Here is a 25,610-nt window from a genome sequence, read left to right on the forward strand (position 1 = left end):
ATGACGTTAGCTGAATTTTGGCCGCTGTGCCTTTGCCGCCTTCACGAAATGTTGCCTGCCGGGCAGTTTGCGCAATGGATTGCGCCTTTGACCGTGGGCGAAGAAAACGGCGTATGGGTGGTGTATGGTAAAAACCAATTTGCCTGCAATATGCTCAAAAGCCAGTTTGCCGCCAAAATTGATGCCGTGCGTGCCGAATTGGTGCCTCAGCAGGCTGCTTTCGCGTTTAAGCCGGGTGTAGGTGCGCATTATGAAATGGCGGCTCAGGCTGTTGCGCCGGTGCAAGTGCAAGAAGTCATTGAAGTTGAAGAATTTGTAGAGCCTGTTCAAATGCCTTTGCAAACTGCTGCAATAGAAGAAGATAGGCCGTCTAAAACGGTTAAGCCTGCCGCTGCCATGACGGCTGCCGAGATTTTGGCGCAACGCATGAAAAACCTGCCGCATGAGCCTCAAGTGCAAACTGCTGCTCCGGCTGAATCTAAAGCAGTTGCCAAAGCTAAAACCGACGCGCAACACGATGCGGAAGAAGCGCGTTACGAACAGACCAATCTGTCGCGTGACTATACATTTGAAACTTTGGTAGAAGGTAAGGGCAACCGCCTTGCCGCCGCAGCCGCCCAAGCGATTGCTGAAAATCCGGGGCAGGGCTACAACCCGTTTTTCTTATACGGCAGTACCGGTTTGGGTAAAACCCACTTGGTGCAGGCCATCGGCAACGAATTGCTGAAAAACCGTCCTGATGCCAAAGTGCGCTATATGCACTCGGACGACTATATCCGCAGCTTTATGAAGGCTGTGCGCAACAACACTTATGATGTGTTCAAGCAACAATACAAACAGTATGACCTGCTGATTATCGACGATATCCAGTTCATCAAAGGCAAAGACCGTACGATGGAAGAGTTCTTTTATCTGTACAACCATTTCCACAACGAGAAAAAACAACTGATCCTGACGTGCGACGTATTGCCTGCCAAAATTGAGGGTATGGATGACCGTCTCAAGTCCCGTTTCTCATGGGGTTTGACTTTGGAACTCGAACCGCCCGAATTGGAAATGCGTGTGGCGATTTTGCAGAAAAAGGCAGAAGCGGCCGGTATCAGTATCGAAGACGAAGCTGCTTTGTTTATTGCCAATCTGATCCGCTCCAATGTGCGTGAGCTGGAAGGCGCGTTCAACCGTGTCAGTGCCAGCAGCCGTTTTATGAACCGTCCTGTCATCGACATGGATTTGGCGCGTACGGCTTTGCAGGATATTATTGCCGAGAAACACAAAGTCATTACCGCCGACATCATCATCGATGCGACAGCCAAATACTACCGTATTAAAATCAGTGATATATTGGGCAAAAAACGTACGCGCAATATTGCCCGTCCGCGCCAAGTTGCCATGAGCCTGACCAAAGAGCTGACCACGCTCAGTCTGCCTTCTATCGGCGATGCCTTTGGCGGTCGCGACCACACGACCGTAATGCACGGTGTCAAAGCGGTGGCGAAACTGCGTGAAGAAGATCCCGAATTGGCGCAAGACTACGAAAAACTGCTGATTCTGATTCAGAACTGACCCAATGCAATATTCAGACGGCCTGATGTCAATGTGAGGCCGTCTGAATACAAAAAATATTTTAAAATACCCAAATCAACCGATTTCAAATTCAAAGGAATGGAACATGCTGATTTTACAAGCCGATCGCGACAGTCTGCTCAAGCCGTTGCAAGCCGTTACCGGTATTGTCGAACGTCGCCATACTCTGCCGATTTTGTCCAATGTGTTGCTGGAAAGCAAAGACGGACAAACCAAACTTTTGGCAACCGACTTGGAAATCCAAATCAATACCGCCGGCCCTGAAAGTCAGGCAGGCGATTTCCGTATTACGACCAACGCTAAAAAATTCCAAGACATCTTGCGCGCCCTGCCTGACAGTGCGCTGGTGTCACTGGATTGGGCAGACAACCGTTTGACTCTGCGCGCGGGCAAATCCCGTTTTGCCCTGCAAACCCTGCCGGCTGAAGACTTTCCGTTGATGAATGTTGGCAGCGACGTCAGTGCGACTTTCTCGCTGACTCAAGAAACCTTCAAAACCATGCTTTCGCAAGTGCAATACAGCATGGCGGTTCAAGATATCCGCTATTACCTCAACGGCTTGCTGATGCAGGTCGAAGGAAACCAGCTGCGCCTTGTTGCAACCGACGGCCACCGCCTTGCTTATGCGGCAAGCCAAATTGAAGCAGAACTGCCGAAAACGGAAGTAATCCTGCCGCGCAAAACGGTATTGGAACTCTTCAAGCTGTTGAACAATCCGTCCGAGTCCATCACCGTTGAGCTTTTGGACAATCAAGTACGCTTCCAATGCAATGGCACGACCATTGTCAGCAAAGTCATCGACGGCAAATTTCCTGACTTTAACCGCGTGATTCCTTTGGATAATGACAAGATTTTCCTTGTATCCCGTACCCAGCTTTTGGGTGCGCTCGAGCGTGCCGCCATTCTTGCCAATGAAAAATTCCGCGGTGCGCGACTGTTCTTGCAGCCTGGTTTGCTGAGTGTCGTATGTAGCAACAACGAGCAGGAAGAAGCGCGCGAAGAGCTGGAAATCGCTTACCAAGGAGGAGAACTCGAAGTCGGTTTCAACATCGGCTACCTGATGGATGTGTTGCGTAACATCCACTCCGACGATATGCAGCTTGCTTTCGGCGATGCCAACCGTTCAACGCTGTTTACCATGCCGAATAATCCGAACTTCAAATACATCGTAATGCCGATGCGTATTTAATTGGTGTGTGAACAAACAAAAAGAGCGTGTACGGTACACGCTCTTTTTTATAGGCTTGAATCAAAAGGCCGTCTGAAATTGTTTTTCAGACGGCCTTTCTATCAAACCGGGATGATTCGGTTAAATAGGAAAACTGGGATTAACGTGGACGTGGTTCGCAGTTTTTCACCAGGAATGAGCCGTTAGGGGCGTTCACGCCAACTACTTCAGAAGTAGTGTGGGTGTTTTTGTCGATGAAACCGGCAGACATTACATAGCCTTGACGGTTGGTGAAAGTAGTGCCAGTGCTGTCAGAACGTTTTTTGTTGACAACCAAAGAGGCTTTTTTGCCACCGGCGTTTACGTCAGCAGTAACTGCACGGCCGCTACGGTCAAAGCCGTACATCACGTTCAGTGATTTGCCACCGTCACAACGGTAAGAAACGAAGCCGGCAGGTGCAGCGGCAGCGGAGAAGGAAACAGTAGCCAATGCGGCTGCAGTGATAACAGAAAGTAATTTCATGATCTAAGCTCCAATGAGGGTTGTGTGTTATCTTGCAAAGTGAGAAAGGGTTTCCGTTTGCAGATGAGGCGTATTTTAGGCGTTTTGTCGGTAGTGGCAATTGGGTAAATTGCAAAACCGTGTTTACTTATGGTTACCCGATTGTTTATTAATAGAAAGTTGTTTGTAATTTGATGTTGCAAAGTAGTTATACGGGTTGTTGCGGAATATATACATTAATGATTCTTTAAGAAATATAGCGAAAGAATACAAAAAAGGCCGTCTGAATATTCAGACGGCCTTTGATATGAAGCGGTTTACAAGAAGAAAATTGCAGCCACAGTCACGGCGATGATGCCGTAGATGGTCATAGGGATGACAGTTTTCTTGATGATCGCACCTTCGGCGTTGTTCACGTTCAATACGCTGCACACGGCGATGATGTTGTTGATGCAGACCATGTTGCCCATTGCGCCGCCGACAGATTGCAGGGCGAGGATGAGGGTAACGGACAGGCCGGTATCAAGCGCGATTTGTTGTTGAATCGGACCAAAGGTCAGGTTGGATACGGTGTTTGAACCGGAGAAGAATGCACCGATTGCACCCAGGTATGGGGAGAAGTACACCCAGTGTTCGCCAGCCGCATTGGCAAATTCTTTACCGATGATTTTCACCATGGAGTCGTCGCCGCCAACCATCATCAGTTGAACCATAATCAACGCACCCATCAGGGCAAGCAGAGGTTTTTTGGTTTGGTTGAAGGTTGCAGCATAGAAAGACCACGCATCTTTGAATTTGGTTTTGTACAGCAGGATGCAAATCCAAACGGTGAAGACGAACGGAATCCAAGCCGGAACGTAGAGGGTTTGGTAGGAAGCGTTTACGCCTTGGCCGAAGATGTTGCCGAAGGTGATGGTCAGGGAGTCGCTGACGGTGATTTTGGACAAATCAAACGGCAGTTGGAAGCTGAACCATTCTTCTTTGCTGGTCAGCAGGCCTTTGATGCCCAGCTGTTTGATACGGGTGACCACCAGCATGCCGATCAGCATACCCAAAGGAGCCAGTGCTTTGGCAACTTGTGCGAAAGGTACTTTTTCTGCATTCGGGTCTTTGGCGTAATCTTTGCTCAAGCCCCAGCCGCGGTTTGCTGCGAATACGGACACCATCAGGCCGATTGCGCCGGCAACCAGAGATGGGAATTCTTCATTAACCATCGCCAATGCGACGTAAGGAAGGGTACAGGAGAATACGGCGATACCGATGAAGCCCAAGTTTTTGCGGATTTCAGCCCAAGGTACGATGAAGCTCAAGCCGATTACAGGGATGATGAAACCGGCAAAGAAGTGCATTACGCCGGTTTGCATACCGATTTCCATAATGCTCTTTTGATCCAAGCCCAAAGGCGCGAAGCCGAACCAAGTCGGGGTGCCTACTGCACCGAAGGACACGGGTACAGAGTTCATGACCAAAGCGAAGATGGCTACTTTTAATGGGTTGAAGCCCAAGCTCATCAGGATTGGCGCGGCAATGGCGGCAGGTGTGCCGAAACCGGATGCGCCTTCAATCATAAAGGCGAAAGACCAGCCGATAATCATCAACTGGGCAATCGGATTCGGGCTGATGGTAGCCAGCCATTTGCGGATGACGTCGATACAGCCGGTGGTTTCCATCATGCGGTTAAACATAATGGCACCGAAAATCACGGTAATCGGGGTCAGGGTAGAGACGAGGCCGGACGCGACTGTTGCGTTGAGCAACATAGCATCGTTGCCGAAATAAAACAGTTTGATGGCATAAATCAGCGCGGCGGTAATCGGCAGCGCGATGTAGGACGGCATACTGTTTTTCTTAACCATCAGCCAGATCAGCAGCACGATGGGAAAAATACTGAGAAAGAGAGCCATGGGATTATCCTCGGGGCAACGGGCACCATAACCGTCAATCAATGGCGGTTTGATGCGATGTGTTGAGTAATAGATGTTTTTCGAATAAGGATTGCCACTTTTTAGATGCAACCAGTTATCAGGTAAATTGGTTTTACCAATTTATGAAAACTGTTGCACACTTTACGTAATCTTATGTAATCGGTCAAGAGGTTTGTAACAAAAAAGGCCGTCTGAAATTGGGTTTCAGACGGCCTGAGAGCATTGCCAGTAGTGCATTTGGTCGAATATCGAATGGTATTTACATTCAATATTTTGTAAAGGTTTTGTTTTTAATTGATTTCAAACGAATTATTCTATTCCAGCCCATTTATGCGTCTGTACGCTCAGTTGCCAATGGACGGGGGCGTCGGGTCGGCTGTTTAATACGCCGATTTGGCGGATGGTGTCGTAGATATTCATCACACCGTCTTGTTCGCAAGGCGAGAGGTAGTAATGCTGGGCGCGGATTTTGCGTTCCATCTCTTGGCAAAACGCAATGACATCGCCGTCGGCAACGATGCGCACTTCGTCGGCTTTTTCGATGCAACTAAATTCATATTTGGCGACATAACAGGCCTTAGGGCTGGTGGCAACGTAGTCGATTTGCGGCGGCGCGGGATTGAGGCCGTTGGTTTCGATACACAGAAAATAGCCTTCGGTTTTGAGTGCATTGAGCAGGGTATCCAAATGCGGTTGGATGGTGGGTTCGCCGCCGGTAATGATGATGTTGCGCGCCGTGTAGGTTTTCAGACGGCCTAAAATATCGGACAGGCTCATCATGCCGAATTTAAGGTAGTCGGTATCGCACCAGCTGCACGCAAGATTGCATTTGCCCAAGCGGATGAAAACGGCGGGCATGCCTGTATTCCAGCCTTCGCCTTGCAGGCTTTCAAAGATTTCGACAATGCGGTATTGGGGATTGTTTGGGGTGATTTGAATGGTCATGAATATTGGGTGTGCGGGATTTAGTTGTTGTGGTGAAGCGTTTTGAGAAATCGGTTGAGGCAGCCATTCTTTCTGTTAGGTTGAGGGGAAAGAATGGCTGGTGTGTTTAAGCGTTAATGACGGCTGCGGCGGCCAGAAATGCCGGCAAGCCTTGTTTGAGCAAAATGCCTTTGTTGCCGGATGAAAACGCGCCCCATGCGGCGGCGATGAGGACGAAGCCGAGGAACAGGATGGTCGCGCCGTAAACGGCGTTGTCGGGTGCGGCAAAGCGCGTCCATACCAAGCCGATGGCGAGGAAGCCGTTGTACAGGCCTTGGTTGGAAAACAGGGTTTGTACGCGCTTTTGTTCCATAAATTCGTAAGGCATGTTGAACAGTTCTGACGCTTTTTCGCTTGGGATTTGCGTCATTTCGAGCCAGGCGATGTAGAAATGTTCGACAGCGACGAAGAGAACGAGGAGGGTGGAGAGGAGTTTCATGAAGATTCCTTTTGATGTTTAGCGGATGGGTGTGTTTGGGGAACAGGCCGTCTGAAAAATACAAAATGCCGGTTTATTCCCCTTCATATTCAGCACACGAAGTCGGCGTTTCCCATAATTTCACGCGGCACACTTTGACACCGGCGTTTTTCAGACGGCCATATATTTCTACGCTCATGTTTTCGGCGGTGGTGCGGCAGGGTAGGCGCAGGGTTTTCATGTTCCAGCCTTCCAAAAGCGCGGCGATTTGGCTTTCGCGTTCGTTGTTGCCGTGATAGATGAAGGCATGGTCGAACGGGTCGGTGATGTGTTGTTTGACGATGGCTTTCAGGTCGGTAAAGTCCATCACCATGCCGTCTTTTGCGCCGCCTTGGATAACGGGCGCGGAGACGGTGATTTCGAGTTTGTAGGTGTGGCCGTGCAGGTTTTGGCACTTGCCGTCATGTCCGTCGAGCATGTGCGAGGAATCGAAGGTAAAGATTTTGGTGATTTTCATGAGATGAAGGAAGCCGATGAGGCCGTCTGAACGGTGTAAAACCTGTTTCAGACGGCCTTGGGATTATTGTTCGGAAGGGAGTTTGAGGAAATGCTCGCGATAATGGCGCATTTCTTCGATGCTTTCGAGGATGTCGTCCAATGCCTTGTGCGAACCGCGTTTGACCACGCTTTTGGCGACAGCAGGATTCCAGCGTTTGGCCAATTCTTTCAGCGTGGATACGTCTAAGTTGCGGTAGTGGAAATAGGCTTCCAAATGCGGCATGTATTTGACCATGAAGCGGCGGTCTTGATGAATGGAGTTGCCGCACATGGGCGTGGATTTCTCGGGTATCCATGCGGACATGAAATCCAATAGGTTTTGCTCGACTTCGGCTTCGGTCAGTTTGGATTCGCGCACGCGTTGGGTCAGGCCGGTGCGGCCGTGGGTGGCGGTGTTCCACTCGTCCATGCCGTCGAGCAACTCGTCGCTTTGATGGATAACGTAAACGTCCGATTGCGCCAGTACGTTCAAATCGGAATCGGTAATGATCATGGCGACTTCGATAATGCGGTCGTGTTCCGGGTTGAGGCCGGTCATTTCCATATCGAGCCAGCAGAGATTGTTTGCGTTTTGGGTCATTTCAGACGGCCTTGTGTTTTCAGTTGGCAGTATTATAAAGGATAAAGGTTCAGGCCGTCTGAAAGCATTTGTAACAAGTTGTGCAATCTCTTGATATAATCGTCCGTTACACAAAAATTCACCGCCAAAAATCATGAACCCAAGCCCTTTGCTCGATATTATCGATACGCCTCAGGATTTGCGCCGCCTGGAGAAAAAACAGCTGCCGCAAGTCGCCGCCGAATTGCGCGAATTTTTGTTGGATTCCGTCGGTAAGACGGGCGGCCATTTCGCCAGTAACTTGGGCGCGGTCGAGCTGACGGTGGCCCTGCACTATGTTTACAACACGCCCGAAGATAAATTGGTTTGGGATGTCGGGCATCAAAGTTATCCGCACAAAATCCTCACCGGCCGTAAAAACCAGATGCACACGATGCGCCAATACGGCGGCTTGGCGGGTTTTCCGAAACGTTGCGAGTCGGAATACGACGCGTTCGGCGTGGGGCATTCGTCCACTTCCATCGGCGCGGCGTTGGGCATGGCCGTTGCGGACAAACAGTTGGGCAACAACCGCCGCAGCGTCGCCATTATCGGCGACGGAGCCATGACGGCGGGTCAGGCATTTGAAGCCCTGAACTGCGCAGGCGATATGGATGTCGATTTGCTGGTCATCCTCAACGACAACGAAATGTCGATTTCCCCCAATGTCGGCGCGTTGCCGAAATACCTCGCCAGCAACGTCGTGCGCGATATGCACGGCCTGTTGAGTACCATAAAAGCCCAATCGAGCAAAGTATTGGATAAATTACCCGGCGCGATGGAGCTTGCCCAAAAAGTCGAAAACAAAATCAAAACCTTGGCAGGCGAAGCGGAACACGCCAAACAATCGCTGTCTTTGTTTGAAAACTTCGGTTTCCGTTATACCGGCCCGGTGGACGGCCACAACGTTGAAAATCTGGTAGACGTATTAAAAGACTTGCGTGGCCGCAAAGGCCCTCAGTTGTTGCACGTTATTACCAAAAAAGGCAACGGCTACAAATTCGCCGAAAACGATCCTGTCAAATATCATGCCGTCGCCAAGTTGCCGAGCGAAGTACCTGCTCCGGAAGTCAAGCCTGCAGCGGCCAAACCGACTTATACGCAAGTGTTCGGCCAATGGCTGTGCGACCAAGCGGCGGCGGACGAGCGTTTGGTTGCCATCACGCCTGCCATGCGCGAGGGCAGCGGCTTGGTTGAGTTTGAACAGCAATTCCCCGACCGTTATTTCGACGTCGGCATCGCCGAGCAACACGCCGTTACCTTTGCCGGCGGTTTGGCATGCGAAGGCATCAAGCCTGTCGTAGCGATTTACTCCACTTTCCTGCAACGCGCTTACGACCAGTTGGTGCATGATGTTGCCTTGCAAAACCTGCCTGTTTTGTTTGCCGTCGACCGTGCGGGCATCGTCGGCGCGGACGGTCCGACCCACGCCGGCCTGTACGATTTGAGCTTTTTGCGCTGCATTCCGAATATGATTGTCGCCGCGCCGAGCGATGAAAACGAATGCCGCCTGCTGCTCTCAACCTGCTATCAGGCAAACTCTCCGTCCGCCGTCCGTTATCCGCGCGGTACAGGCACGGGCGCAACCATTTCAGACGGCCTGGAAACCGTTGAAATCGGCAAAGGCATCATCCGTCGTGAAGGCGAGAAAATTGCCGTTATCGCCTTTGGCAGCATGGTTGCCCCATCATTGACCGCCGCCGATAAGCTGAATGCGACCGTTGCCGATATGCGCTTTGTCAAACCGATAGATGAAGAACTGATCGTCCGTCTTGCCCGAAGCCACGATTACATCGTTACCGCCGAAGAAAATGCCGAACAAGGCGGTGCGGGTAGCGCGGTGTTGGAAGTGTTGGCGAAACACGGCATTTGCAAACCGGTATTGCTGCTGGGTGTAGAAGACAAAGTGACCGAACACGGCGATCCGAAAAAACTTTTAGCCGATTTGGGGCTGAATGCCGAAGCCGTTGAAAAACGCATTGTCGGTTGGATAGAGGCTGTTTAAGTTTCACAAACAACAGGCCGTCTGAAATCTTCAGACGGCCTTTTCAGACTATAAGGGAAAACCCCATGATCAGTATCTTTGATATTTTTAAAATCGGCATCGGCCCGTCCAGCTCGCACACCGTCGGTCCGATGAAGGCCGCTGCCGCTTTTGCCGATTTGCTGCATGCCGAAAACTTGGATACACAAGTGGCGCGCATTGTCATTGAAGTGTACGGCTCGCTTGCTTTGACCGGCATCGGACACGGCACATTCGACGCATTATTGCTTGGTTTGGAAGGCAGTCTGCCGCACGATATCCCACTTGCAGACATTCCCCAGCGCTTGGAACGCATCCGCACGCAGCACGTTTTAAAGCTCAACGGCCGAGAAATGGCCTTCAATCCTGAAAAAGATTTGGATATCCGCGGCGACAAAGTGTTGCCCAAACATCCGAACGGCCTGAACTTTATCGCCTACAATTCAGACGGCCTGAAGCTGAAAGAGCAGATTTATTATTCGGTCGGAGGCGGTTTTATCGTAACAGACGAAGGGTTCGCACAAGAAGCGCAGGAAAATTCAGACGTGCCATATCCTTACAAAAACTGCGACGAGTTGCTGGCACAATGCCGTCTGAACCAGTTGAATATTTCCGAAGTTGTGTTGGCCAATGAAGCGGCGTTGGCAGGTTGCGATGAAGCGGAAGTACGCCGCCGTGTGGCCGCTGTGGCCGATGTGATGGAAAACTGCATCAAGCGCGGCTTGGGTGCGGAAGGGCAGCTGCCGGGCGGCTTGAACGTCCGCCGCCGTGCGCCGCAGTTGGCGGCCAAACTCAAAGTCCTGCGCGAGAGCGAAATCGTCAATACCCAACTTTGGCCGATGGTGTACGCCATGGCGGTCAATGAAGAAAACGCTGCCGGCGGCCGTGTCGTCACCGCACCGACCAACGGCGCGGCAGGCATTATTCCTGCCGTCTTGCACTATTTCCGCAAATTTAATCCGCACGCCAACCAATCGCGTGTCGAGGACTTCCTACTGACTGCCGGTGCCATCGGTATTTTGTATAAAACCAATGCGTCGATTTCCGGCGCGGACGTCGGCTGCCAAGGCGAAGTCGGCGTGGCGTGTTCCATGGCGGCGGGTGCATACGCCGAAGTTATCGGCGGTACACCAAAACAAGTGGAAAACGCCGCCGAAATGGCCATGGAACACCACTTGGGCCTGACCTGCGATCCTGTCGGCGGTTTGGTGCAAATCCCCTGTATCGAGCGCAACGGCATCGCCGCCGAAAAAGCCCTCAAGCTCGCCACCCTTGCGCTTTTGGAAGACGGCACAGACAAAAAAGTCTCACTTGATGAAGTGATTCAAACCATGTTGCAAACCGGCCGTGATATGAAGGCAACCTATAAAGAAACCTCACTCGCAGGCCTGGCCATTACCTTGCAGAAAAAAGCCGTGCCGGTATCCGTGCGCGTGGTGGAATGTTAGCAATAGGGAAGTGGATCTGCCCGATAAAAAAGGCCGTCTGAAAAACTTTCAGACGGCCTTTTTTGTATGGATCGAATAACTAACCGTTTTTTTGATAAGGGTTTTCCAGTCCGGCCATTAAGTCGCGGAAGTATTCGCGCAACTGTTTTTCGGAACACCCCATCAGCAGCGCGTCTTCAAATGCGTCCTGCGCTATTTGGTACAGTTCGTTCAAGTTTTCGGTCATGACTTTGACTTTTTCGGTGCAGGAAACAATCTGACCGTCATCGTCATACCATTTAGGCATTTGCGGCATCGCCATCATGTACCTCAATTCAAGAAACGGGATGGATCGTTTTTCTTCACGCGACGGGCAAAGGCGTATTTCGCGCTCCAATATTTGTGGCCGAGGCTGGTAATTTCGATACGTTTGCCCGTTCTCGGTGCGTGAATGAAATTGTTGTTGCCGATGTAAAGGCCGACGTGGGAAATACGGCCGGGACCCATGGTGCGGAAAAAGACCATGTCGCCCGGCTGCAATTCCGAACGGCTCACAGCAACGCCCATTTGTGCCTGTTCGGCAGAGGTGCGCGGCAGGTTTATGCCCATGGCGCGTTTAAAGATGTGTTGCATGAAGCCGCTGCAGTCAAAGCCGGTAGAAGCCGATGTGCCGCCGTAGCGGTAGGCCACGCCGAGCAAGCCCATGGCGCTGCCGATCAATTCGTCTGCATTGCCTGAAGGTGCGCGCGTATTGTTGCTTGGAACGGGGCGTGTATTGATGGGGTGGACAGGGGTTGCCTGACGCGTATTGCCGTAAACGTTGGCATTGTCGTTGAATTGGTTTAAAACACGCTGACGGGTGGTAATCAGGTTTTCCAAATCATCGGCGTAAGAAAAATTGACGCTCGCGAGCATGACGACCGAAGTCCAAACCGCTGCGAGCCGGAGTAAAAAATTCATTATAAAAACTTCCGTTTCAGAAGGCATTCCCTGCCGATTGCAGGCACATTGCCGGTTTCTGAGATGTTATCCCGTATCATTCTCTTGTTATCTGCTTGATTGTATTCAAAAACCGTCTTTTTGGCAAAAAAACTGCTGTTATTTTGCGTTAAACCCTTGTTTCCAAACAAACTAGAAAAACATTAAATGCGGTTTCGCTTGATTTATCCGCCACTGCAACCATATAAGCGGCATTCATTGATTTATTTTCAGAGACTGACATGACACAAAATCACAGCGATATCCGTACACGCTTTATCTTCGACGATATGCCTATCCGCGGTATGCACATCCGCCTTGAAAAGGTTTGGCACCACATCGTCAACCAAAAACATTATCCTGTCGCCATCCGTCGCGCATTGGGCGAATTGTTGGCCGCCGGTTCTTTGTTGTCTGCCAACCTTAAAAACGAAGGCGCGCTGATTGTTCAGGTTCAAGGTCAGGGCCGTCTGAAAATGTTGGTGGTGGAAGCGACTTCTGAAAATACTGTCCGTGCTACCGCGCGTTGGGACGAAACTGCTGAAATCCGTGATGACGAAAGCCTGACTGCGCTGTTGGGCGAAAACAGCGTGTTTGTTTTGACCCATCAGCCTAAAGATGCCGACCCATGGCAAGGTGTTGTCCCTCTGGAAGGCGACAGCATTGCGCAAATGCTGGTCAACTATATGAAACGTTCCGAGCAGCTCGATACCTATATTACGCTTGCCGTCGACGACCAAGCCGCAGGTGCATTATTGCTGCAACGTCTGCCGGAGGAAGAATTGGATGATGCCGCGTGGGAGCATGTGACCACGCTTGCGCAAACAATTACTCCGCAAGAATTGACCGGTTTGGACGCTCATCACGCCCTTTACCGCCTTTACCATGAAACCCCGCCCCGCGTTTTTGAACCGGAAGCCATTGAATTTGCCTGCACCTGCTCTCGCGGCAAAGTCAGCGATATGCTGTTGATGCTTGGCGGTCAGGAAGTCGGCGGCGTGGTGGCGGAACAAGGCAGCATTCAAATCGATTGCGATTTCTGCCATACCAAGTATGTGTTTGATGAAACCGATGTCAACGCTTTGTTTGGCGCGGATGTGGTGAATGCCGTCCGCCAAGAAAATGAGAGTTTGCAGTAAACAGGGGATAAAAGTTTCTTAAGGAAATTGGCTTAATAGAAGGGCAGGTGCAAAACCTGTCCTTTCTTTTTGGAAATATTGAATATCATCAATAGAAAATGCCGTCTGAAAAAGCGTGGCTGATTTCAGACGGCATGATTGTTTTAAACGATGCGTTTAATGTTTAAAGATTATTTCCAAACCAACAAAGCGTGGTTGCGTTTGCCGCGGCGGACGATGGTGTATTTGCCGAAGCGTTTGTGTTCGTCGGTCAGCATATAGGCATCGTCAGGTTTTTCAGCGGCATGGTTCGGATTGTTGGCTTCAGCAGGTTTGCCGTTGAGCAAAACCGCTTTGCTGTTTACAAAGCCGCGCGCTTCTTTGTTGGAAGATGCCAAACCGGTTTTCACCAAAGTCTCAACCACGTTGAGGCTCTCGGAAACTTCAAAAGTCGGCAGGCCGTCGAGGGCGAGCTGCTCGAAGTCGCTTTCGGTGAGCCGGCTTTGGTCTTCGGCAAACAGGCTTTCGGAAATGCGTTGCGCGGCGGCAAGGGCTTCTTCGCCGTGAATCAGGCGGGTCATTTCTTCGGCGAGGATGCGTTGCGCTTCGGGCTTGGTGCCGCTGGCTTTATCTTTCGCTTCGATAGCGTCGATTTCTTCGATGGACAGGAAGGTAAAGTATTTCAGGAATTTATACACATCGGCATCGGCCACTTTCAGCCAGAATTGGTAGAACTGATACGGAGAGGTTTTTTTCGCATTCAACCATACCGCGCCGCCTTCGGTTTTACCGAATTTGGTGCCGTCTGATTTGGTTACCAAAGGCAGGGTCAGGCCGAATACTTGTTTTTGGTGCAGACGGCGGGTCAAGTCGATACCGGCAGTGATGTTGCCCCATTGGTCGGAACCGCCGATTTCCAAAACTGCGCCATGACGTTTGTTCAATTCGGCAAAGTCGTAGCCTTGCAGCAGGGAGTAGGCGAACTCGGTGAAGGAAATACCCACATCGTCGCGCTCAATACGCTGTTTGACGGATTCTTTATTCAGCATGGCGTTGACGGAGAAATGCTTGCCGATGTCGCGCAGGAAGTCGAGGCAGTTCATGCTGCCGAACCAGTCGGCGTTGTTGGCCATAATGGCTGCGTTTTCGCCTTCAAAGCTCAAAAACGGTTTCAGTTGGTTGCGGATGCTTTCTACCCAGCCGGCAACGGTTTCGGCAGAATTCAAGCTGCGTTCGGCGGCTTTAAAGCTTGGGTCGCCGATCATGCCGGTCGCGCCGCCCACTAAGGCAATCGGCGTATGCCCCGCCTGTTGGAAACGGCGCAATGCCAATACGGGCAGCAGGTGTCCGATGTGCAGGCTGTCGGCGGTGGGGTCGAAGCCGCAGTAAAGGGCGATTTTTTGTTCGTTTAACAAAGCGTCTAAGGCTTCGATGTCGGTAGTTTGCGCGATAAGGCCGCGTGATTGTAGGTCTTGGATGACGCTCATTGAGAATCTTTGTCCTTTCTCTTTTTCGCTTGATTCAGTAAATATTTTCCTTTTGGGGAGATGGAAGATGTTTTACTAAATTCATAGATTGCTAAAGCAGGTAACAGTAAATAAACGGCATTGATTGCTATTTGTAAAATAAACATTACTTCTTTAAAGGATGAGGCAATGCTCATGCAGATAGTAACTTGCATAATGCCTAATATAAGTATGGATTCATTTAATGAAACATATTTTGCATTATTTTGATATTTGCCGAAGGAATATAGTAGTAAGGCGCAATTTATTAATAAGCACAATAAAATACCAAATTGTGCTTGAATAGATGGTGTAGGGATAAGTGCTAAGGAATCATCACCTACACTCAACATGATTTCTGTGGTTATTAATAAAAATGAGCCAATCAACATCCATAGGGATGTTGATTTTATTTCTCTAAATGATTTATGGCTTGAGATTGCTAAAAAAGCCAAAGAAATCAATATGAATGCTAATGATACACCAATGAATATTAGCAAAGAGAATGCTATGTAACTACTGGGCATGGTTTATACGTTAAACAAGAAGTGCATCACATCGCCGTCTTGCACGACGTATTCTTTGCCTTCCACGCGCATTTTTCCGGCTTCTTTGGCTTTGGCTTCGCCGCCGAGCGAGACAAAATCATCGTAAGCAATGACTTGTGCGCGGATGAAGCCGCGTTCAAAGTCGGTATGGATCACGCCGGCGGCTTGTGGCGCAGTATCGCCTTTGTGGATGGTCCAAGCGCGGACTTCTTTGACACCGGCGGTGAAGTAGGTTTGCAGGCCTAAGAGGTCGTAGCCGGCGCGGATCAGGCGGTTCAGGCCCGGTTCTTCCAAGCCCATTTCGGCGAGGAATTCGGCTTTTTCGTCGTCTTCCAATTCGGCGATTTCGCTTTCCATCGCGGCGCAAACGGCCACAACCGGCGCGTTTTCTTTTGCAGCCAATTCTTTCAGGCGGTCGAGGTGCGGGTTGTTTTCAAAACCGTCTTCGGAAACGTTGCCGACATACATGGCCGGTTTGGCAGTCAGCAGGAACAGCGGCTTGAGCATGGCGAGTTCTTCTGCGTCCAAACCGAAGGAGCGTACAGGCTTGCCTTCGTCCAGATGAGGCAGCAGTTTTTTGCACAGATCGACCAGTTTTTGCGCGTCTTTGTCGCCTGAGCGTGCGCGTTTTTCTTCGCGGACGATGGCTTTTTCGACGCTGGCCAAGTCGGCAAGCGCCAACTCGGTGCCGATGGTTTCGATGTCGGCAATCGGATCGACTTTGCCTGCAACGTGAACGATGTTGTCGTCGTCAAAGCAACGTACAACGTTAACAATCGCGTCAGTCTCGCGGATGTTGGCGAGGAACTGGTTGCCCAGGCCTTCGCCTTTGCTCGCACCTGCAACCAAACCGGCGATATCGACAAATTCGACGATGGCAGGCTGCATTTTTTGCGGATTGACGATTTTTGCCAACTCTGCCATACGCGGATCGGGGACTTCAACGATGCCGACGTTGGGTTCGATGGTGCAGAAAGGATAGTTTGCCGCTTCGATACCCGATTGGGTCAGCGCGTTAAAGAGGGTGGATTTGCCGACGTTGGGCAAACCGACGATGCCGCATTTCAAGCTCATGGTTTTTCCTGAAAAGATAAAAGTTTAACGGCGGATTATAGCATATTGTGGAGGTACTCAACACAGCCGCAATGCTGGTGTGTTCTTATGATAAAAGGCCGTCCGAAAAAGAGGAGCAGGCATTCAGCTTATTGTGTCTCCGAAGAATGAGTAAATGAATAAAGCCGTTAAATAAAACAATTTTTCGGACAGGAGGCTTAAGATCAAACCTGAAAGAATGCCCAGTACCCAATAAATCATCTGACGGTATTTCGGGTCGGATGTGGTACGCAACATTTTAAAATACAAAACCAGACAGCTGAACATGCAGATTGTTTGAAACAGAATGAGGGGGAGGCTGTTAATGGCTCCGGAAATCGAATCATGAAGGATGATTGTCCCTATGCGTATGCATAAATAAATTAAAGCCGAGCCTGCCGCCGAATGCCCAAAAGGGACGGGCGTGTCGGATGAATCGGGTATTTTGTGGGGTTGAAGCCTGCCGAATAACAAGATAAATACAATGTCAAACATAATGATAGTTGCCTTGGCGTAAGATGTTTTTGTTTTCAGACGGCCTCAGGATTGTCTGAAAGCGTATTGTGCGGCGTATGGGGTAGTGCCGCGGTAAGGTATGTCAGTAGGCCGACCATCCACCATGCTGAAGCAGTTGCTATACTTAAATGAACACTTTGATTTGGCAGTGGATTATCTGCTTTTGCCCGCAATAGTCCGAAATACAGGATGAGCTTAATGAATAGGGGGGAAGAGTGGCAAGCAGGTTGGGAAACATTATGGGGTTTACAGGTAAAACCTTTGCTGCGGTTCGCAATTAGTTTAAAGGTCGTCTGAAAAACTGTTTCAGACGGCCTTTTTTGTACTGCTTTAACCGGTATTGCGCAAACCTTGTGCTACGCCGTTGATGGTCAGATGAACCATCAGCAGGGCGTGCGGATTGTCGGGCTCTTTGCGCAGGCGTTTGAGCATGGCGACTTGCAGTCCGTTGAGCGCGTTCAGGTAGGGAATCCTCAAGGCGAGCGAGCGGGCGAGACTGCGGTTGTCGCGCAAAAGTTCTTCGGTTTGCAACAGGTCGAGCAGGGCTTTGCGGCTGCGTTGGTATTCTTCCTTAATCATGCCGAAGATGACTTTTGCTTTTTCCGGCGATTCGCTCAAGCCGGCGTAGTTTTCCGCCAGGGTGATGTCGGTTTTCGCCATGACTTGTTCCATATTGGAGAGCATGGCTTGGAAGAACGGATTGCTTTGGGCGTGTTCGCGCAGGGCGGCGAGGGTTTCGGGACTGCCTTCGCACAAGGTTTCCACCGCGCTGCCGAAACCGTACCAAGCCGGCAGCATCAGCCGGTTTTGCATCCAAGAGAATACCCACGGAATCGCGCGCAAGTCCTGAATCCGCGCCAAGGTTTTACGGCTGGCAGGACGGCTGCCGAGGTTGAGGGTCGCAATTTCCTGAATCGGACTGGTTTGCAGGAAATAGTCGATGAAGTCGGGATGGGTAATCAGTTCGCGGTAGTATTTGAACGATACGTCCGACAATGCCTGCATCAGTTTGGCATCAGGGTCTTTTTGATCGGGCAGCAGGCTGGCTTCGAGCGTTGCGGCAACCAAGGTTTCCAAGTTGCGTTGGGCATTGCCCGGGTCGGCGTATTTGGCGGTAATGACTTCGCCTTGCTCGGTAATGCGGATTTGTCCGGCAACGCTGCCGGTCGGTTGGGCAAGAATGGCTTGGTAAGACGGACCGCCGCCGCGTCCGACGCTGCCGCCGCGTCCGTGGAACAGGCGCATGCGGACATCGTATTTTTTGAAGAGTTCGACCAAACCCAATTCCGCCTGATAGAGACACCATGAGCTGGTAACGTAGCCGCCGTCTTTGTTGGAGTCGGAGTAGCCGAGCATGATTTCTTGGATGTTGCCGCGACTTTCGAGCAGTGCGTCGTACCAGTCGAGGCGGAACATGGTTTCCATGACCGGACAGGCGTTTTCGAGTGCTTCGATGGTTTCAAACAGCGGCACGATGTTGATGCGGCTGTGCGGTTTGCCGTTTTCCACCACCAACAGGCCGGTTTCTTTCAGCAGCAACGCCAAGGCGAGCAGGTCGCTGGGTTGTTCGCAGTTGGAAATAATGCTTTGGGTTACGGCATCTTCGCCGAATTCGTCTTTGATTTTGCGCGCTTCGTTGAAAATCGCCAATTCGTGGCGGGTATGGTCGCTGTATGTGATAAACGGGCTGTACAGCGGACGTTGGTGGCCCAGTTCGCGCAACAGGGCGGCTTGTTTTTGCTCTTCGTTCAGGCTGTTGTAGTCTTCCAAGCCTGCGTGTTGGAAAAGCTCGGCAACCACATCGGCGTGTTTGCCTGCGTGTTGGCGCAGGTCGAGCGGCATCATGTGGAAGCCGAACACGGATACGCTGCGGATAATGTCGGCAAGACGGCCTTCCGCCAGCAGTCGGCTGCCGTTGTCGATAAGGGAACGTTGCAATTTTTTCAAATCATCCAGAAACTCTTGTGCCGAAGCATAAGGCTCGAGAAAGCCGAATTTGCAGCCCATACCCAAACCGAGCGCGCGCGCTTTGCCCATAGCGCGCGCCATAATGTAGGCGATGGCGCGGCGGTAGGGTTCTTCGGCGCGGGCGATTTCTTCGTCGGGCGATTTGTCGGACAACGCCGTTACATCGCCGTTGACTTTGACGCGGCGGATGGAGAGCGGCAGTTCGCGGTAGAGTTTGTCGAGTTCGTCGCGATAGAAGCGGAACACGGCATCGGCGTGGCGGCGGAAGGCAAAGCGCAGGGTTTCGGCAGAAACAAACGGATTGCCGTCGCGGTCGCCGCCGATCCAGCCGCCGATTTTGAGGATGTCCGGAACGCGGACGCCAGGATAGGCCGTCTGAAAGTCGTGTTCCATCTTGCGGTAGAGCTTGGGCAGGGCTTCAAAAAAGCTCATCGGGAAGATGGACACGCCGTTGTTGATTTCGTCGTTGACGCTGAGTTTGTGGCGGCGCGTTTCGCTGGTCTGCCACAAGCCCAAAAGCACGGTGTCGATTTCGCGGCGCAGCCGTGCCAGCGCATCGGCATTGGTGCAGCGTTCGCGTTGCGGCAGCAGCGCGCGGATGCGGCGGTTGAAATTCAAGACGGTCTGGCGTTGCACTTCGGTCGGGTGCGCGGTCAAAACGGCAGTAACGGACGTATTGTCCAACTGCCGCTGCACCGTTTTGCCGTCGGTTTTCCCCGCTTTGAGCCTGCGGACGGTTTCCGTCAGGCTGCCTTCCGCGCCGCCGTGTCCGGCTTCTTCGTGGATTTGGCGGCGGCGTTCGTGGTGCACGTCTTCGGCGATGTTCAAAATTTGTGCGAACAGCCCGCAGGCAAGCGTCAGGTCGTAGGTCTGCCATTCGTCCAACTGCGGCAATACTTTTTCAATCAGTGCCGCGCTGTCGTCCGAAACCGATAACAACTTAACGGTTTCCACCACCAAAGGCGAGGCTTCCTCGTGCAAAAGGTTGAACAACGACTGTTTTAAAAATTCCGCATCCGCCGCCAAAGCGGCATCTTTCGGATTATTTAAGATATGCAGTTGCATGATTTTTCTCTTATTTAAATGTTAATTTGAGTGTATCGTGAATCCATTGTATAGCAGATTTTTATAAACTGCCAATGGTAACATCCGATACATTTCAAACCGGAAAACGGCCGTCTGTATCCGCCGCGTGGTCGCTGTCTGTAAAATGCCGTAAAATATTGCCCATCAAAACAGAGGCGAGAAACCCATGATTGAATTTCCCAACCAGCCCGATTTTCCTGAACAACACACCGCCGTTGCCGTCGGCACCGTCAACATGAGCCGGCAGGCGATAAGGGTGTTGATAGAGAATGCCACCGAAAAGGCAAGTATCCTGACCATCGCCCGCGTTGCCGCCATTCAGAGCATCAAACAGACCGCCAACCTGATTCCGCTGCACCTGCCCGGCCGCATCATCGGTGTGCAGGTTGATTTCGATATTAACGTTGAGTTGGCCTGCCTGAAGGCCACGCTGACCGTCCAAGCGCACAGCAACGACAGCATTGCCACCGAAGCCCTGACCGGCCTCAATTTGGCGCTCTTGAGCGTTTACGACATGATGAAAGACGTTGACCGCAATATGATGCTCAGCGGCATCCGCCTCGAATCCGAAACCGGTAGCGAAGGCCGTCCTTTCCTGTTTGACAACGCATACGAAAATATTAATTTCTAAACCATTCAGGCCGTCTGAACATTGGGTTTCAGACGGCCTTATTATTATGATGAACGATCAACAACTCCTGCGGTTCAGCCGCCATATCCTGCTTGACGAAATCGGTATCGAAGGCCAAGAAAAACTCTTGGCCGCCCATGTGCTTGTTGTCGGTTGTGGCGGGCTGGGTGCGGCGGCCTTGCCGTATCTTGCCGCCTCCGGTATCGGCAGCCTGACGATTGCCGATGCCGATACCATCGACGAGACCAACCTCCAACGCCAAATCACGTTTACCGAAGCCGACATCGGTAAAAACAAGGCTTTGGTGATGCAAGGCCGTCTGAAACAGATCAACAGTCAAACACACATTACAGCCATTGCCGAATTTCTCGATGAGGCCGGGCTTGTCAAATTGGCAAACGCCGCCGACATCATCCTTGATTGTTCCGACAATTATCCCACACGCCAAGCGGTCAACCGCGCCGCCGTTGCCACGCGCACGCCTTTGGTTTCCGCAGCGGCCGTCGGCTTTGACGGACAAATCGCCGTGTACCGTCCCGATCTTCCCGATACGCCTTGCTATGCCTGCCTGTTTGACGGCGAACAAGCCAGTGACGGCGCTTGTGCATTGTTCGGCGTTTTTTCGCCATTGGTCGGCGTTATCGGAACGACCCAAGCCGCTGAAGCGCTTAAAGTGCTGATCGGTATCGGTACGCCGTCGTACGGCAAACTTTCTACCTACAACGCGTTGAGCGGAAAATGGCAGCAATATGGGGTGAGACGCAATCCCGAATGCCCAGTTTGCGGCGGCCGTTAAAGACAAGAAGCAGGGTAGGGGTTTCAATATTGCCTAAGCCAATCCGCTAGAGTAATCATGCTTATCTTTCATTAAACTTGAAGGAAGGCGTTTCTTCCCTTTTCAGACGGCCTGTGGCACGATATGATTCAATGATTAATAAATTTTTTGAGGCCGTCTGAAAAAGGATAAGGAGAAACCGGCTTAATGAATATTATTCGTGCCTTATTGGTGGTATTGGGTTGCCTGGCTTTGGGCGAGGCAACCGTTTGGATTTTGGGGTTGAAGCTGCCGGGCAGTATTGTTGGCATGGCTTTGCTGTTTGCCGCGCTTCAGGCCGGCTGGGTCAAATTGTCTTGGGTGGGCGAGCTGGCAGACATTTTGATGGCAAACCTGACTTTGTTTTTGGTGCCGCCTTGCGTGGCCGTCATCAGCTATTTGGATGTGATTGCAAACGACTGGTTTTCGATTTTGACAGCCACAATCGGCAGTACGATCTGCGTATTGTTGGTGACCGGCAAAGTGCATGAGTGGATCAGGAGGCGGATGTGATGAATATAGACGAGCTGTTGCGCATGCCCTCGGTCATGCTGTTCCTGACTTTGGCCGTATATGCTTTGGCGGTGCAGATTCGGACGCGCACGGGGAATGTGCTGTGTAATCCGGTATTGATCAGTACGCTGGTGTTGATGGGGTATTTGAAGGTATTTGCCATCGATTACGAGCTGTACCATTCTGCTTCGCGCTTTATTGATTTTTGGTTGAAACCGGCAGTCGTGTTGCTGGCCGTGCCGCTTTATCGAAATTGGGACCGTATCCGCAGCCAGTGGTTGCCGGTGGTGTTGTCGCAGTTGGCGGGCAGCGTGACAGGCATTGTTACGGGCGTGTATTTTGCCAAATGGCTGGGTGCTTCGCGCGAAGTGATTTTGTCGCTGGCTTCCAAATCCGTGACCAACCCGATTGCGATTGAAATCACGGCGTCTGTCGGCGGTATTCCGGCGATTACGGCGGCAACGGTGATTATTGCCGGACTTTTTGGACAGATAGCCGGATATAAAGTGTTGAAAGGGGCGTTGTATATGCCTTCTTCAGTGGGAATGTCTTTGGGTACGGCCTCACATGCGATGGGTATTGCGGCGTCTTTGGAGTACGGCCGCCGTATGGCCGCATATGCCGGCTTGGGCTTGACGCTCAACGGCGTGTTGACGGCGATATTGGTGCCTATCTTGATTCCCTTATTGGGCGTATAGCGTTTAGGCCGTCTGAAAATAGTGTAAACAGGAGAAAATGATATGGCTGTAAATTTGACTGAAAAACGTGCAGACGAATTGTTGGAAATCGACGGCATCCGTCTGTTTACAGGTCGTGCCGGCATCAAGCAACAAGACCGCGACGATTTGGCGCTGATGGTGTTGGGCGGCGAACATACGGTGGGCGCGGTGTTTACGCAAAACCGTTTCTGCGCCGCGCCGGTGCATATCGCCAAGTCACATCTGTTTGACCAAGACGGCGTGTGTGCCTTAGTCATCAATACGGGCAATGCCAATGCGGGTACCGGCGCACAAGGCCGTCTGGACGCGATTAAAGTGTGCGCGGCGGCGGCAGAACAGGTCGGCTGCCAGTCCAATCAGATTATGCCGTTTTCGACCGGCGTGATTTTAGAGCCGCTGCCTGTGGATAAAATTGTGGCCGCTTTGCCGCAAGTACGCCCTGCATTTTGGTCGGACGCGGCGCGTGCCATCATGACGACGGATACTGTACCGAAAGCCGCTTCACGCACGGGCTTGGTCGGCGAAAAACACACAGTCCGCGCCACCGGCATCGCCAAAGGTTCGGGCATGATTCATCCGAATATGGCGACCATGTTGTCGTTTATCGCCACCGATGCCAAAGTGTCCCAACCGATTTTGCAGCTGATGACGCAAGAAATCGCAGATGAGAGTTTCAATACGATTACCGTGGACGGCGATACCAGCACCAACGACAGCTTCGTGATTATGGCGACAGGCCGTTGCGGTCAGAGCGAAATCGACAATACCGCCGATCCGCGCTATGCTCAGCTCAAGGCCTTGCTCGGTTCGCTGGCTTTGGAACTGGCGCAGGCGATTGTCCGTGATGGCGAGGGTGCGACCAAGTTCATCACGGTTGAAGTGCAAAACGCGAAAACCCGCGAAGAGGCGCGCAAAGTGGCTTATGCCGTCGCCCATTCGCCTTTGGTGAAAACCGCTTTCTTTGCCTCCGACCCGAACTTGGGCCGTCTGTTGGCAGCCGTCGGCTATGCCGGTATTGAAGACTTGGACGTCGATGCTTTGAAAATGTGGCTGGATGAGGTGTTGGTGGCCGAAAACGGCGGCCGCGCGGAAAGCTATACCGAAGAAGCAGGACAAGCGGTGATGAACCGTCCGGAAATCACCGTCCGCATCGATTTGCAACGCGGCGATACGACGGCGGCTGTTTATACCTGCGATTTGTCGCACGAATATGTGTCGATCAACGCGGATTACCGTTCTTAAAAACCTTTATTCTTGTGTTCAGACGGCCTTTGAGAAAAGTATCAAGGCCGTCTGAACACGAACACATTGACTGCGTGTCTATTATGAAATTTCCCCAGACTTGGGCGGCGCGCCTTGCCCACAAAATCCGCCAAACCAAACGCTTGTCGAAAAAGAGCATTGCCTTTCTGTTTTTGCTGGCAGGCTCGGCACTGGTTGCCCTGACGGCTTTGATGTTTGCGTACTTGGCGGATTTGGCTTTGGAATGGAACGCCTTGTTGGTGGGGAAATATCCGTGGTTTGCGTGGGTGGCTTTGCCGCTGGGTTTGCCGCTTTTGGCATGGTTTACGCGTAAATTTGCGCCATATACTTCCGGCAGCGGTATCCCTCAGGTCATCGCCTCTTTGTCTTTGCCTTATGGTGCGCAGAAAACCCGTTTGATTCGTTTGGGCGAAACCTTTTTCAAAATTCCGCTGACGTTTTGCGCCATGCTGTTGGGTGCGTCTGTCGGTAGGGAAGGGCCGTCTGTGCAAGTGGGCGCGGCGGTGATGAACGCTTGGGGCGCGTGGTGTAAAAAGCATGGGCTGGCGTTTAGGGGTATGCAGGAAAACGATTTGATTGCCGCAGGCGCGGCCGGCGGTTTGGCAGCGGCGTTTAACGCGCCTTTGGCCGGCGTGGTGTTTGCCATCGAAGAATTGGGGCGCGGCGTGCTTTTGCGTTGGGAACGTCAAATCCTGATGGGCGTGTTGGCGGCCGGTTTCATTCAAGTGGCGATACAGGGCAACAACCCATATTTCTCAGGTTTTCAAGGGCATGAGCTGCCAAATATGCTGATGTGGGCGGCGGTGTCGGGCATCGTCTGCGGTGTGGCAGGCGGATTGTTTGGCAGCTTTTTGTATCGCGGCGCGGCGGCATTCGCACCGGTACGCTGGCGCAGTTTCATCCGCCGTCATTTGTTGGTGGTCGCCTTTGCAATGGGTATTTTGCTGGCGTTGCTCGGTACGTTTTATCAAGGCAAAACCTATGGCACGGGCTATCATGAAGCTGCAGCCGCACTCAAAGGTGCGTATGAAGCGCCGTTTGGCTTGGCCGCCGCAAAATGGGCGGCAACCGTGTTCAGCTATTGGGCAGGCATTCCCGGCGGTATCTTCACGCCTTCTTTAACCATCGGTGCGATGATAGGCGAACACATGGCTTCTTTCGCGCAACTGGGCGACGCGTCCAATGTCGCGGTTTTGCTCTGTATGGCCGCATTCCTTGCCGCCGCGACCCAATCGCCGTTGACCGCCGCCGTGGTGGTCATGGAAATGACGGGCGGACAGAATTTACTGTTTTGGATGCTGCTGACTTGCATCTTCGCTTCGCAAGTCTCGCGCCAATTCTCGCCGCATCCGTTTTACCATGCTGCAGGTTTGCGCTTCAGACGGCATATCGAAGTCGAAAGCGGACATGTTCAGCACGAGAAAAAAGAATAGGTCGACATATAAAAGGCCGTCTGAAAATCAGATTTCAGACGGCCTTATATATTGCCCTTTGTAAATGATACCTTTACAAACGTAAAAGTATTATTTTCAAAGGGTTTTTATTTAAGGGATACGCCATGAAGAAAGAGATTTTAGAGAGAGAAGCGGCAACGGACGGTTTGGCGGCCGCGCCAGCGGACGGCGAAACGGACGGTGTCGCTTCTTATTCTCCCCCCTCATCTAACAGGGGG

At 51.6% G+C, this 25,610-nt stretch carries 23 protein-coding genes; 11 read left to right on the forward strand and 12 right to left on the reverse strand.

Annotation, left to right across the window (positions count from 1 at the left end):
* Window positions 1-1,563, forward strand: coding sequence for a chromosomal replication initiator protein DnaA (gene dnaA / locus FAH67_RS00005; protein ID WP_039864336.1), 1,563 nt, complete (start codon window positions 1-3; stop codon window positions 1,561-1,563).
* Window positions 1,564-1,669: 106 nt separating this feature from the next.
* Window positions 1,670-2,773, forward strand: coding sequence for a DNA polymerase III subunit beta (gene dnaN / locus FAH67_RS00010; protein WP_003682174.1), 1,104 nt, complete (start codon window positions 1,670-1,672; stop codon window positions 2,771-2,773).
* A 139-nt stretch (window positions 2,774-2,912) separates the two neighbouring features.
* Here dnaN and FAH67_RS00015 read toward each other — a convergent pair whose 3' ends face one another.
* The 6 genes from FAH67_RS00015 to orn form a co-directional block, all read right to left on the reverse strand.
* Window positions 2,913-3,275, reverse strand: a complete 363-nt coding sequence (locus tag FAH67_RS00015; protein WP_003682173.1) for an ACP-like domain-containing protein — start codon at window positions 3,273-3,275, stop codon at window positions 2,913-2,915.
* 296 nt (window positions 3,276-3,571) lie between these two features.
* The gene (locus FAH67_RS00020) at window positions 3,572-5,158 is read right to left on the reverse strand and encodes an L-lactate permease (protein ID WP_003682171.1); all 1,587 of its coding nucleotides are present in this window, start codon (window positions 5,156-5,158) and stop codon (window positions 3,572-3,574) included.
* A 330-nt stretch (window positions 5,159-5,488) separates the two neighbouring features.
* Complete coding sequence (locus tag FAH67_RS00025; protein WP_003682169.1) at window positions 5,489-6,124, reverse strand: 7-carboxy-7-deazaguanine synthase QueE; 636 nt, start codon at window positions 6,122-6,124, stop codon at window positions 5,489-5,491.
* A 106-nt stretch (window positions 6,125-6,230) separates the two neighbouring features.
* On the reverse strand, window positions 6,231-6,602 hold the full coding sequence (locus FAH67_RS00030) for a DUF1304 domain-containing protein (protein WP_003682167.1): 372 nt from the start codon (window positions 6,600-6,602) through the stop codon (window positions 6,231-6,233).
* A 73-nt stretch (window positions 6,603-6,675) separates the two neighbouring features.
* Window positions 6,676-7,098 (reverse strand): 6-carboxytetrahydropterin synthase QueD, encoded by a 423-nt coding sequence (gene queD / locus FAH67_RS00035; protein WP_115287597.1) that lies wholly within the window; start codon window positions 7,096-7,098, stop codon window positions 6,676-6,678.
* Window positions 7,099-7,161: 63 nt separating this feature from the next.
* The gene (orn, locus tag FAH67_RS00040; RefSeq protein ID WP_039864333.1) at window positions 7,162-7,719 is read right to left on the reverse strand and encodes an oligoribonuclease; all 558 of its coding nucleotides are present in this window, start codon (window positions 7,717-7,719) and stop codon (window positions 7,162-7,164) included.
* 133 nt (window positions 7,720-7,852) lie between these two features.
* Between orn and dxs the strand changes: the two genes are divergently transcribed.
* Together dxs and FAH67_RS00050 are read left to right on the forward strand one after the other, a co-directional pair.
* Complete coding sequence (dxs, locus tag FAH67_RS00045) at window positions 7,853-9,742, forward strand: 1-deoxy-D-xylulose-5-phosphate synthase (RefSeq protein WP_003682163.1); 1,890 nt, start codon at window positions 7,853-7,855, stop codon at window positions 9,740-9,742.
* Between the two features lie 65 nt (window positions 9,743-9,807).
* A complete protein-coding gene (locus tag FAH67_RS00050; RefSeq protein WP_003682156.1) occupies window positions 9,808-11,208 on the forward strand; it encodes an L-serine ammonia-lyase in 1,401 nt (466 codons plus the stop codon).
* 79 nt (window positions 11,209-11,287) lie between these two features.
* Here FAH67_RS00050 and FAH67_RS00055 read toward each other — a convergent pair whose 3' ends face one another.
* Both FAH67_RS00055 and FAH67_RS00060 read right to left on the reverse strand, forming a co-directional pair.
* Window positions 11,288-11,509, reverse strand: coding sequence for a hypothetical protein (locus FAH67_RS00055; protein ID WP_004519529.1), 222 nt, complete (start codon window positions 11,507-11,509; stop codon window positions 11,288-11,290).
* Between the two features lie 8 nt (window positions 11,510-11,517).
* A complete protein-coding gene (locus tag FAH67_RS00060; RefSeq protein ID WP_003682150.1) occupies window positions 11,518-12,147 on the reverse strand; it encodes a C40 family peptidase in 630 nt (209 codons plus the stop codon).
* 260 nt (window positions 12,148-12,407) lie between these two features.
* Between FAH67_RS00060 and hslO the strand changes: the two genes are divergently transcribed.
* Window positions 12,408-13,304, forward strand: coding sequence for an Hsp33 family molecular chaperone HslO (gene hslO / locus FAH67_RS00065; RefSeq protein ID WP_003682148.1), 897 nt, complete (start codon window positions 12,408-12,410; stop codon window positions 13,302-13,304).
* Window positions 13,305-13,474: 170 nt separating this feature from the next.
* Here hslO and tyrS read toward each other — a convergent pair whose 3' ends face one another.
* From tyrS to ppc, 4 genes are all read right to left on the reverse strand, one after another.
* Window positions 13,475-14,770: a tyrosine--tRNA ligase gene (tyrS, locus tag FAH67_RS00070; RefSeq protein ID WP_003682146.1), complete on the reverse strand. Its 1,296-nt coding sequence runs from the start codon at window positions 14,768-14,770 to the stop codon at window positions 13,475-13,477.
* Window positions 14,767-15,315 (reverse strand): hypothetical protein, encoded by a 549-nt coding sequence (locus tag FAH67_RS00075; protein ID WP_232500837.1) that lies wholly within the window; start codon window positions 15,313-15,315, stop codon window positions 14,767-14,769. The genes tyrS and FAH67_RS00075 overlap by 4 nt, the downstream gene beginning before the upstream one ends.
* Window positions 15,316-15,318: 3 nt before the next feature.
* Window positions 15,319-16,410, reverse strand: coding sequence for a redox-regulated ATPase YchF (gene ychF / locus FAH67_RS00080; RefSeq protein ID WP_003682141.1), 1,092 nt, complete (start codon window positions 16,408-16,410; stop codon window positions 15,319-15,321).
* Between the two features lie 864 nt (window positions 16,411-17,274).
* Window positions 17,275-19,977, reverse strand: a complete 2,703-nt coding sequence (gene ppc / locus FAH67_RS00090) for a phosphoenolpyruvate carboxylase (protein WP_115287598.1) — start codon at window positions 19,975-19,977, stop codon at window positions 17,275-17,277.
* A 187-nt stretch (window positions 19,978-20,164) separates the two neighbouring features.
* Here ppc and FAH67_RS00095 point away from each other — a divergent pair, with 187 nt between their 5' ends.
* The 6 genes from FAH67_RS00095 (at window position 20,165) to FAH67_RS00120 (ending at window position 25,371) form a co-directional block, all read left to right on the forward strand.
* Window positions 20,165-20,629, forward strand: coding sequence for a cyclic pyranopterin monophosphate synthase MoaC (locus tag FAH67_RS00095; protein WP_003682134.1), 465 nt, complete (start codon window positions 20,165-20,167; stop codon window positions 20,627-20,629).
* A 49-nt stretch (window positions 20,630-20,678) separates the two neighbouring features.
* The gene (locus FAH67_RS00100) at window positions 20,679-21,425 is read left to right on the forward strand and encodes a HesA/MoeB/ThiF family protein (protein ID WP_172459151.1); all 747 of its coding nucleotides are present in this window, start codon (window positions 20,679-20,681) and stop codon (window positions 21,423-21,425) included.
* A 186-nt stretch (window positions 21,426-21,611) separates the two neighbouring features.
* On the forward strand, window positions 21,612-21,956 hold the full coding sequence (locus FAH67_RS00105; RefSeq protein ID WP_003682131.1) for a CidA/LrgA family protein: 345 nt from the start codon (window positions 21,612-21,614) through the stop codon (window positions 21,954-21,956).
* A 5-nt stretch (window positions 21,957-21,961) separates the two neighbouring features.
* Window positions 21,962-22,654: an LrgB family protein gene (locus FAH67_RS00110; RefSeq protein ID WP_100066442.1), complete on the forward strand. Its 693-nt coding sequence runs from the start codon at window positions 21,962-21,964 to the stop codon at window positions 22,652-22,654.
* A gap of 42 nt (window positions 22,655-22,696) precedes the next feature.
* Window positions 22,697-23,917, forward strand: a complete 1,221-nt coding sequence (gene argJ, locus FAH67_RS00115) for a bifunctional glutamate N-acetyltransferase/amino-acid acetyltransferase ArgJ (RefSeq protein WP_003682128.1) — start codon at window positions 22,697-22,699, stop codon at window positions 23,915-23,917.
* Window positions 23,918-24,000: 83 nt separating this feature from the next.
* Window positions 24,001-25,371, forward strand: a complete 1,371-nt coding sequence (locus FAH67_RS00120; RefSeq protein ID WP_003682125.1) for a chloride channel protein — start codon at window positions 24,001-24,003, stop codon at window positions 25,369-25,371.
* Window positions 25,372-25,610: the final 239 nt, after the last annotated feature.

The organism is Neisseria flavescens, from assembly GCF_005221285.1.
Classification (GTDB): Bacteria; Pseudomonadota; Gammaproteobacteria; order Burkholderiales; family Neisseriaceae; genus Neisseria; species Neisseria flavescens.

Coding starts and splice junctions, on each gene's coding strand:
- dnaA (WP_039864336.1), top strand. CDS start 1: ATGACGTTAGCTGAATTTTGGCCGCTGTGCCTTTGCCGCCTTCACGAA.
- FAH67_RS00020 (WP_003682171.1), bottom strand. CDS start 5,158: ATGGCTCTCTTTCTCAGTATTTTTCCCATCGTGCTGCTGATCTGGCTG.
- FAH67_RS00105 (WP_003682131.1), top strand. CDS start 21,612: ATGAATATTATTCGTGCCTTATTGGTGGTATTGGGTTGCCTGGCTTTG.
- FAH67_RS00095 (WP_003682134.1), top strand. CDS start 20,165: ATGATTGAATTTCCCAACCAGCCCGATTTTCCTGAACAACACACCGCC.
- tyrS (WP_003682146.1), bottom strand. CDS start 14,770: ATGAGCGTCATCCAAGACCTACAATCACGCGGCCTTATCGCGCAAACT.
- FAH67_RS00100 (WP_172459151.1), top strand. CDS start 20,679: ATGAACGATCAACAACTCCTGCGGTTCAGCCGCCATATCCTGCTTGAC.
- FAH67_RS00055 (WP_004519529.1), bottom strand. CDS start 11,509: ATGGCGATGCCGCAAATGCCTAAATGGTATGACGATGACGGTCAGATT.
- FAH67_RS00060 (WP_003682150.1), bottom strand. CDS start 12,147: ATGAATTTTTTACTCCGGCTCGCAGCGGTTTGGACTTCGGTCGTCATG.
- dxs (WP_003682163.1), top strand. CDS start 7,853: ATGAACCCAAGCCCTTTGCTCGATATTATCGATACGCCTCAGGATTTG.
- argJ (WP_003682128.1), top strand. CDS start 22,697: ATGGCTGTAAATTTGACTGAAAAACGTGCAGACGAATTGTTGGAAATC.
- ychF (WP_003682141.1), bottom strand. CDS start 16,410: ATGAGCTTGAAATGCGGCATCGTCGGTTTGCCCAACGTCGGCAAATCC.
- orn (WP_039864333.1), bottom strand. CDS start 7,719: ATGACCCAAAACGCAAACAATCTCTGCTGGCTCGATATGGAAATGACC.
- FAH67_RS00015 (WP_003682173.1), bottom strand. CDS start 3,275: ATGAAATTACTTTCTGTTATCACTGCAGCCGCATTGGCTACTGTTTCC.
- hslO (WP_003682148.1), top strand. CDS start 12,408: ATGACACAAAATCACAGCGATATCCGTACACGCTTTATCTTCGACGAT.
- FAH67_RS00120 (WP_003682125.1), top strand. CDS start 24,001: ATGAAATTTCCCCAGACTTGGGCGGCGCGCCTTGCCCACAAAATCCGC.
- dnaN (WP_003682174.1), top strand. CDS start 1,670: ATGCTGATTTTACAAGCCGATCGCGACAGTCTGCTCAAGCCGTTGCAA.
- FAH67_RS00050 (WP_003682156.1), top strand. CDS start 9,808: ATGATCAGTATCTTTGATATTTTTAAAATCGGCATCGGCCCGTCCAGC.
- queD (WP_115287597.1), bottom strand. CDS start 7,098: ATGAAAATCACCAAAATCTTTACCTTCGATTCCTCGCACATGCTCGAC.
- FAH67_RS00030 (WP_003682167.1), bottom strand. CDS start 6,602: ATGAAACTCCTCTCCACCCTCCTCGTTCTCTTCGTCGCTGTCGAACAT.
- FAH67_RS00075 (WP_232500837.1), bottom strand. CDS start 15,315: ATGCCCAGTAGTTACATAGCATTCTCTTTGCTAATATTCATTGGTGTA.
- ppc (WP_115287598.1), bottom strand. CDS start 19,977: ATGCAACTGCATATCTTAAATAATCCGAAAGATGCCGCTTTGGCGGCG.
- FAH67_RS00025 (WP_003682169.1), bottom strand. CDS start 6,124: ATGACCATTCAAATCACCCCAAACAATCCCCAATACCGCATTGTCGAA.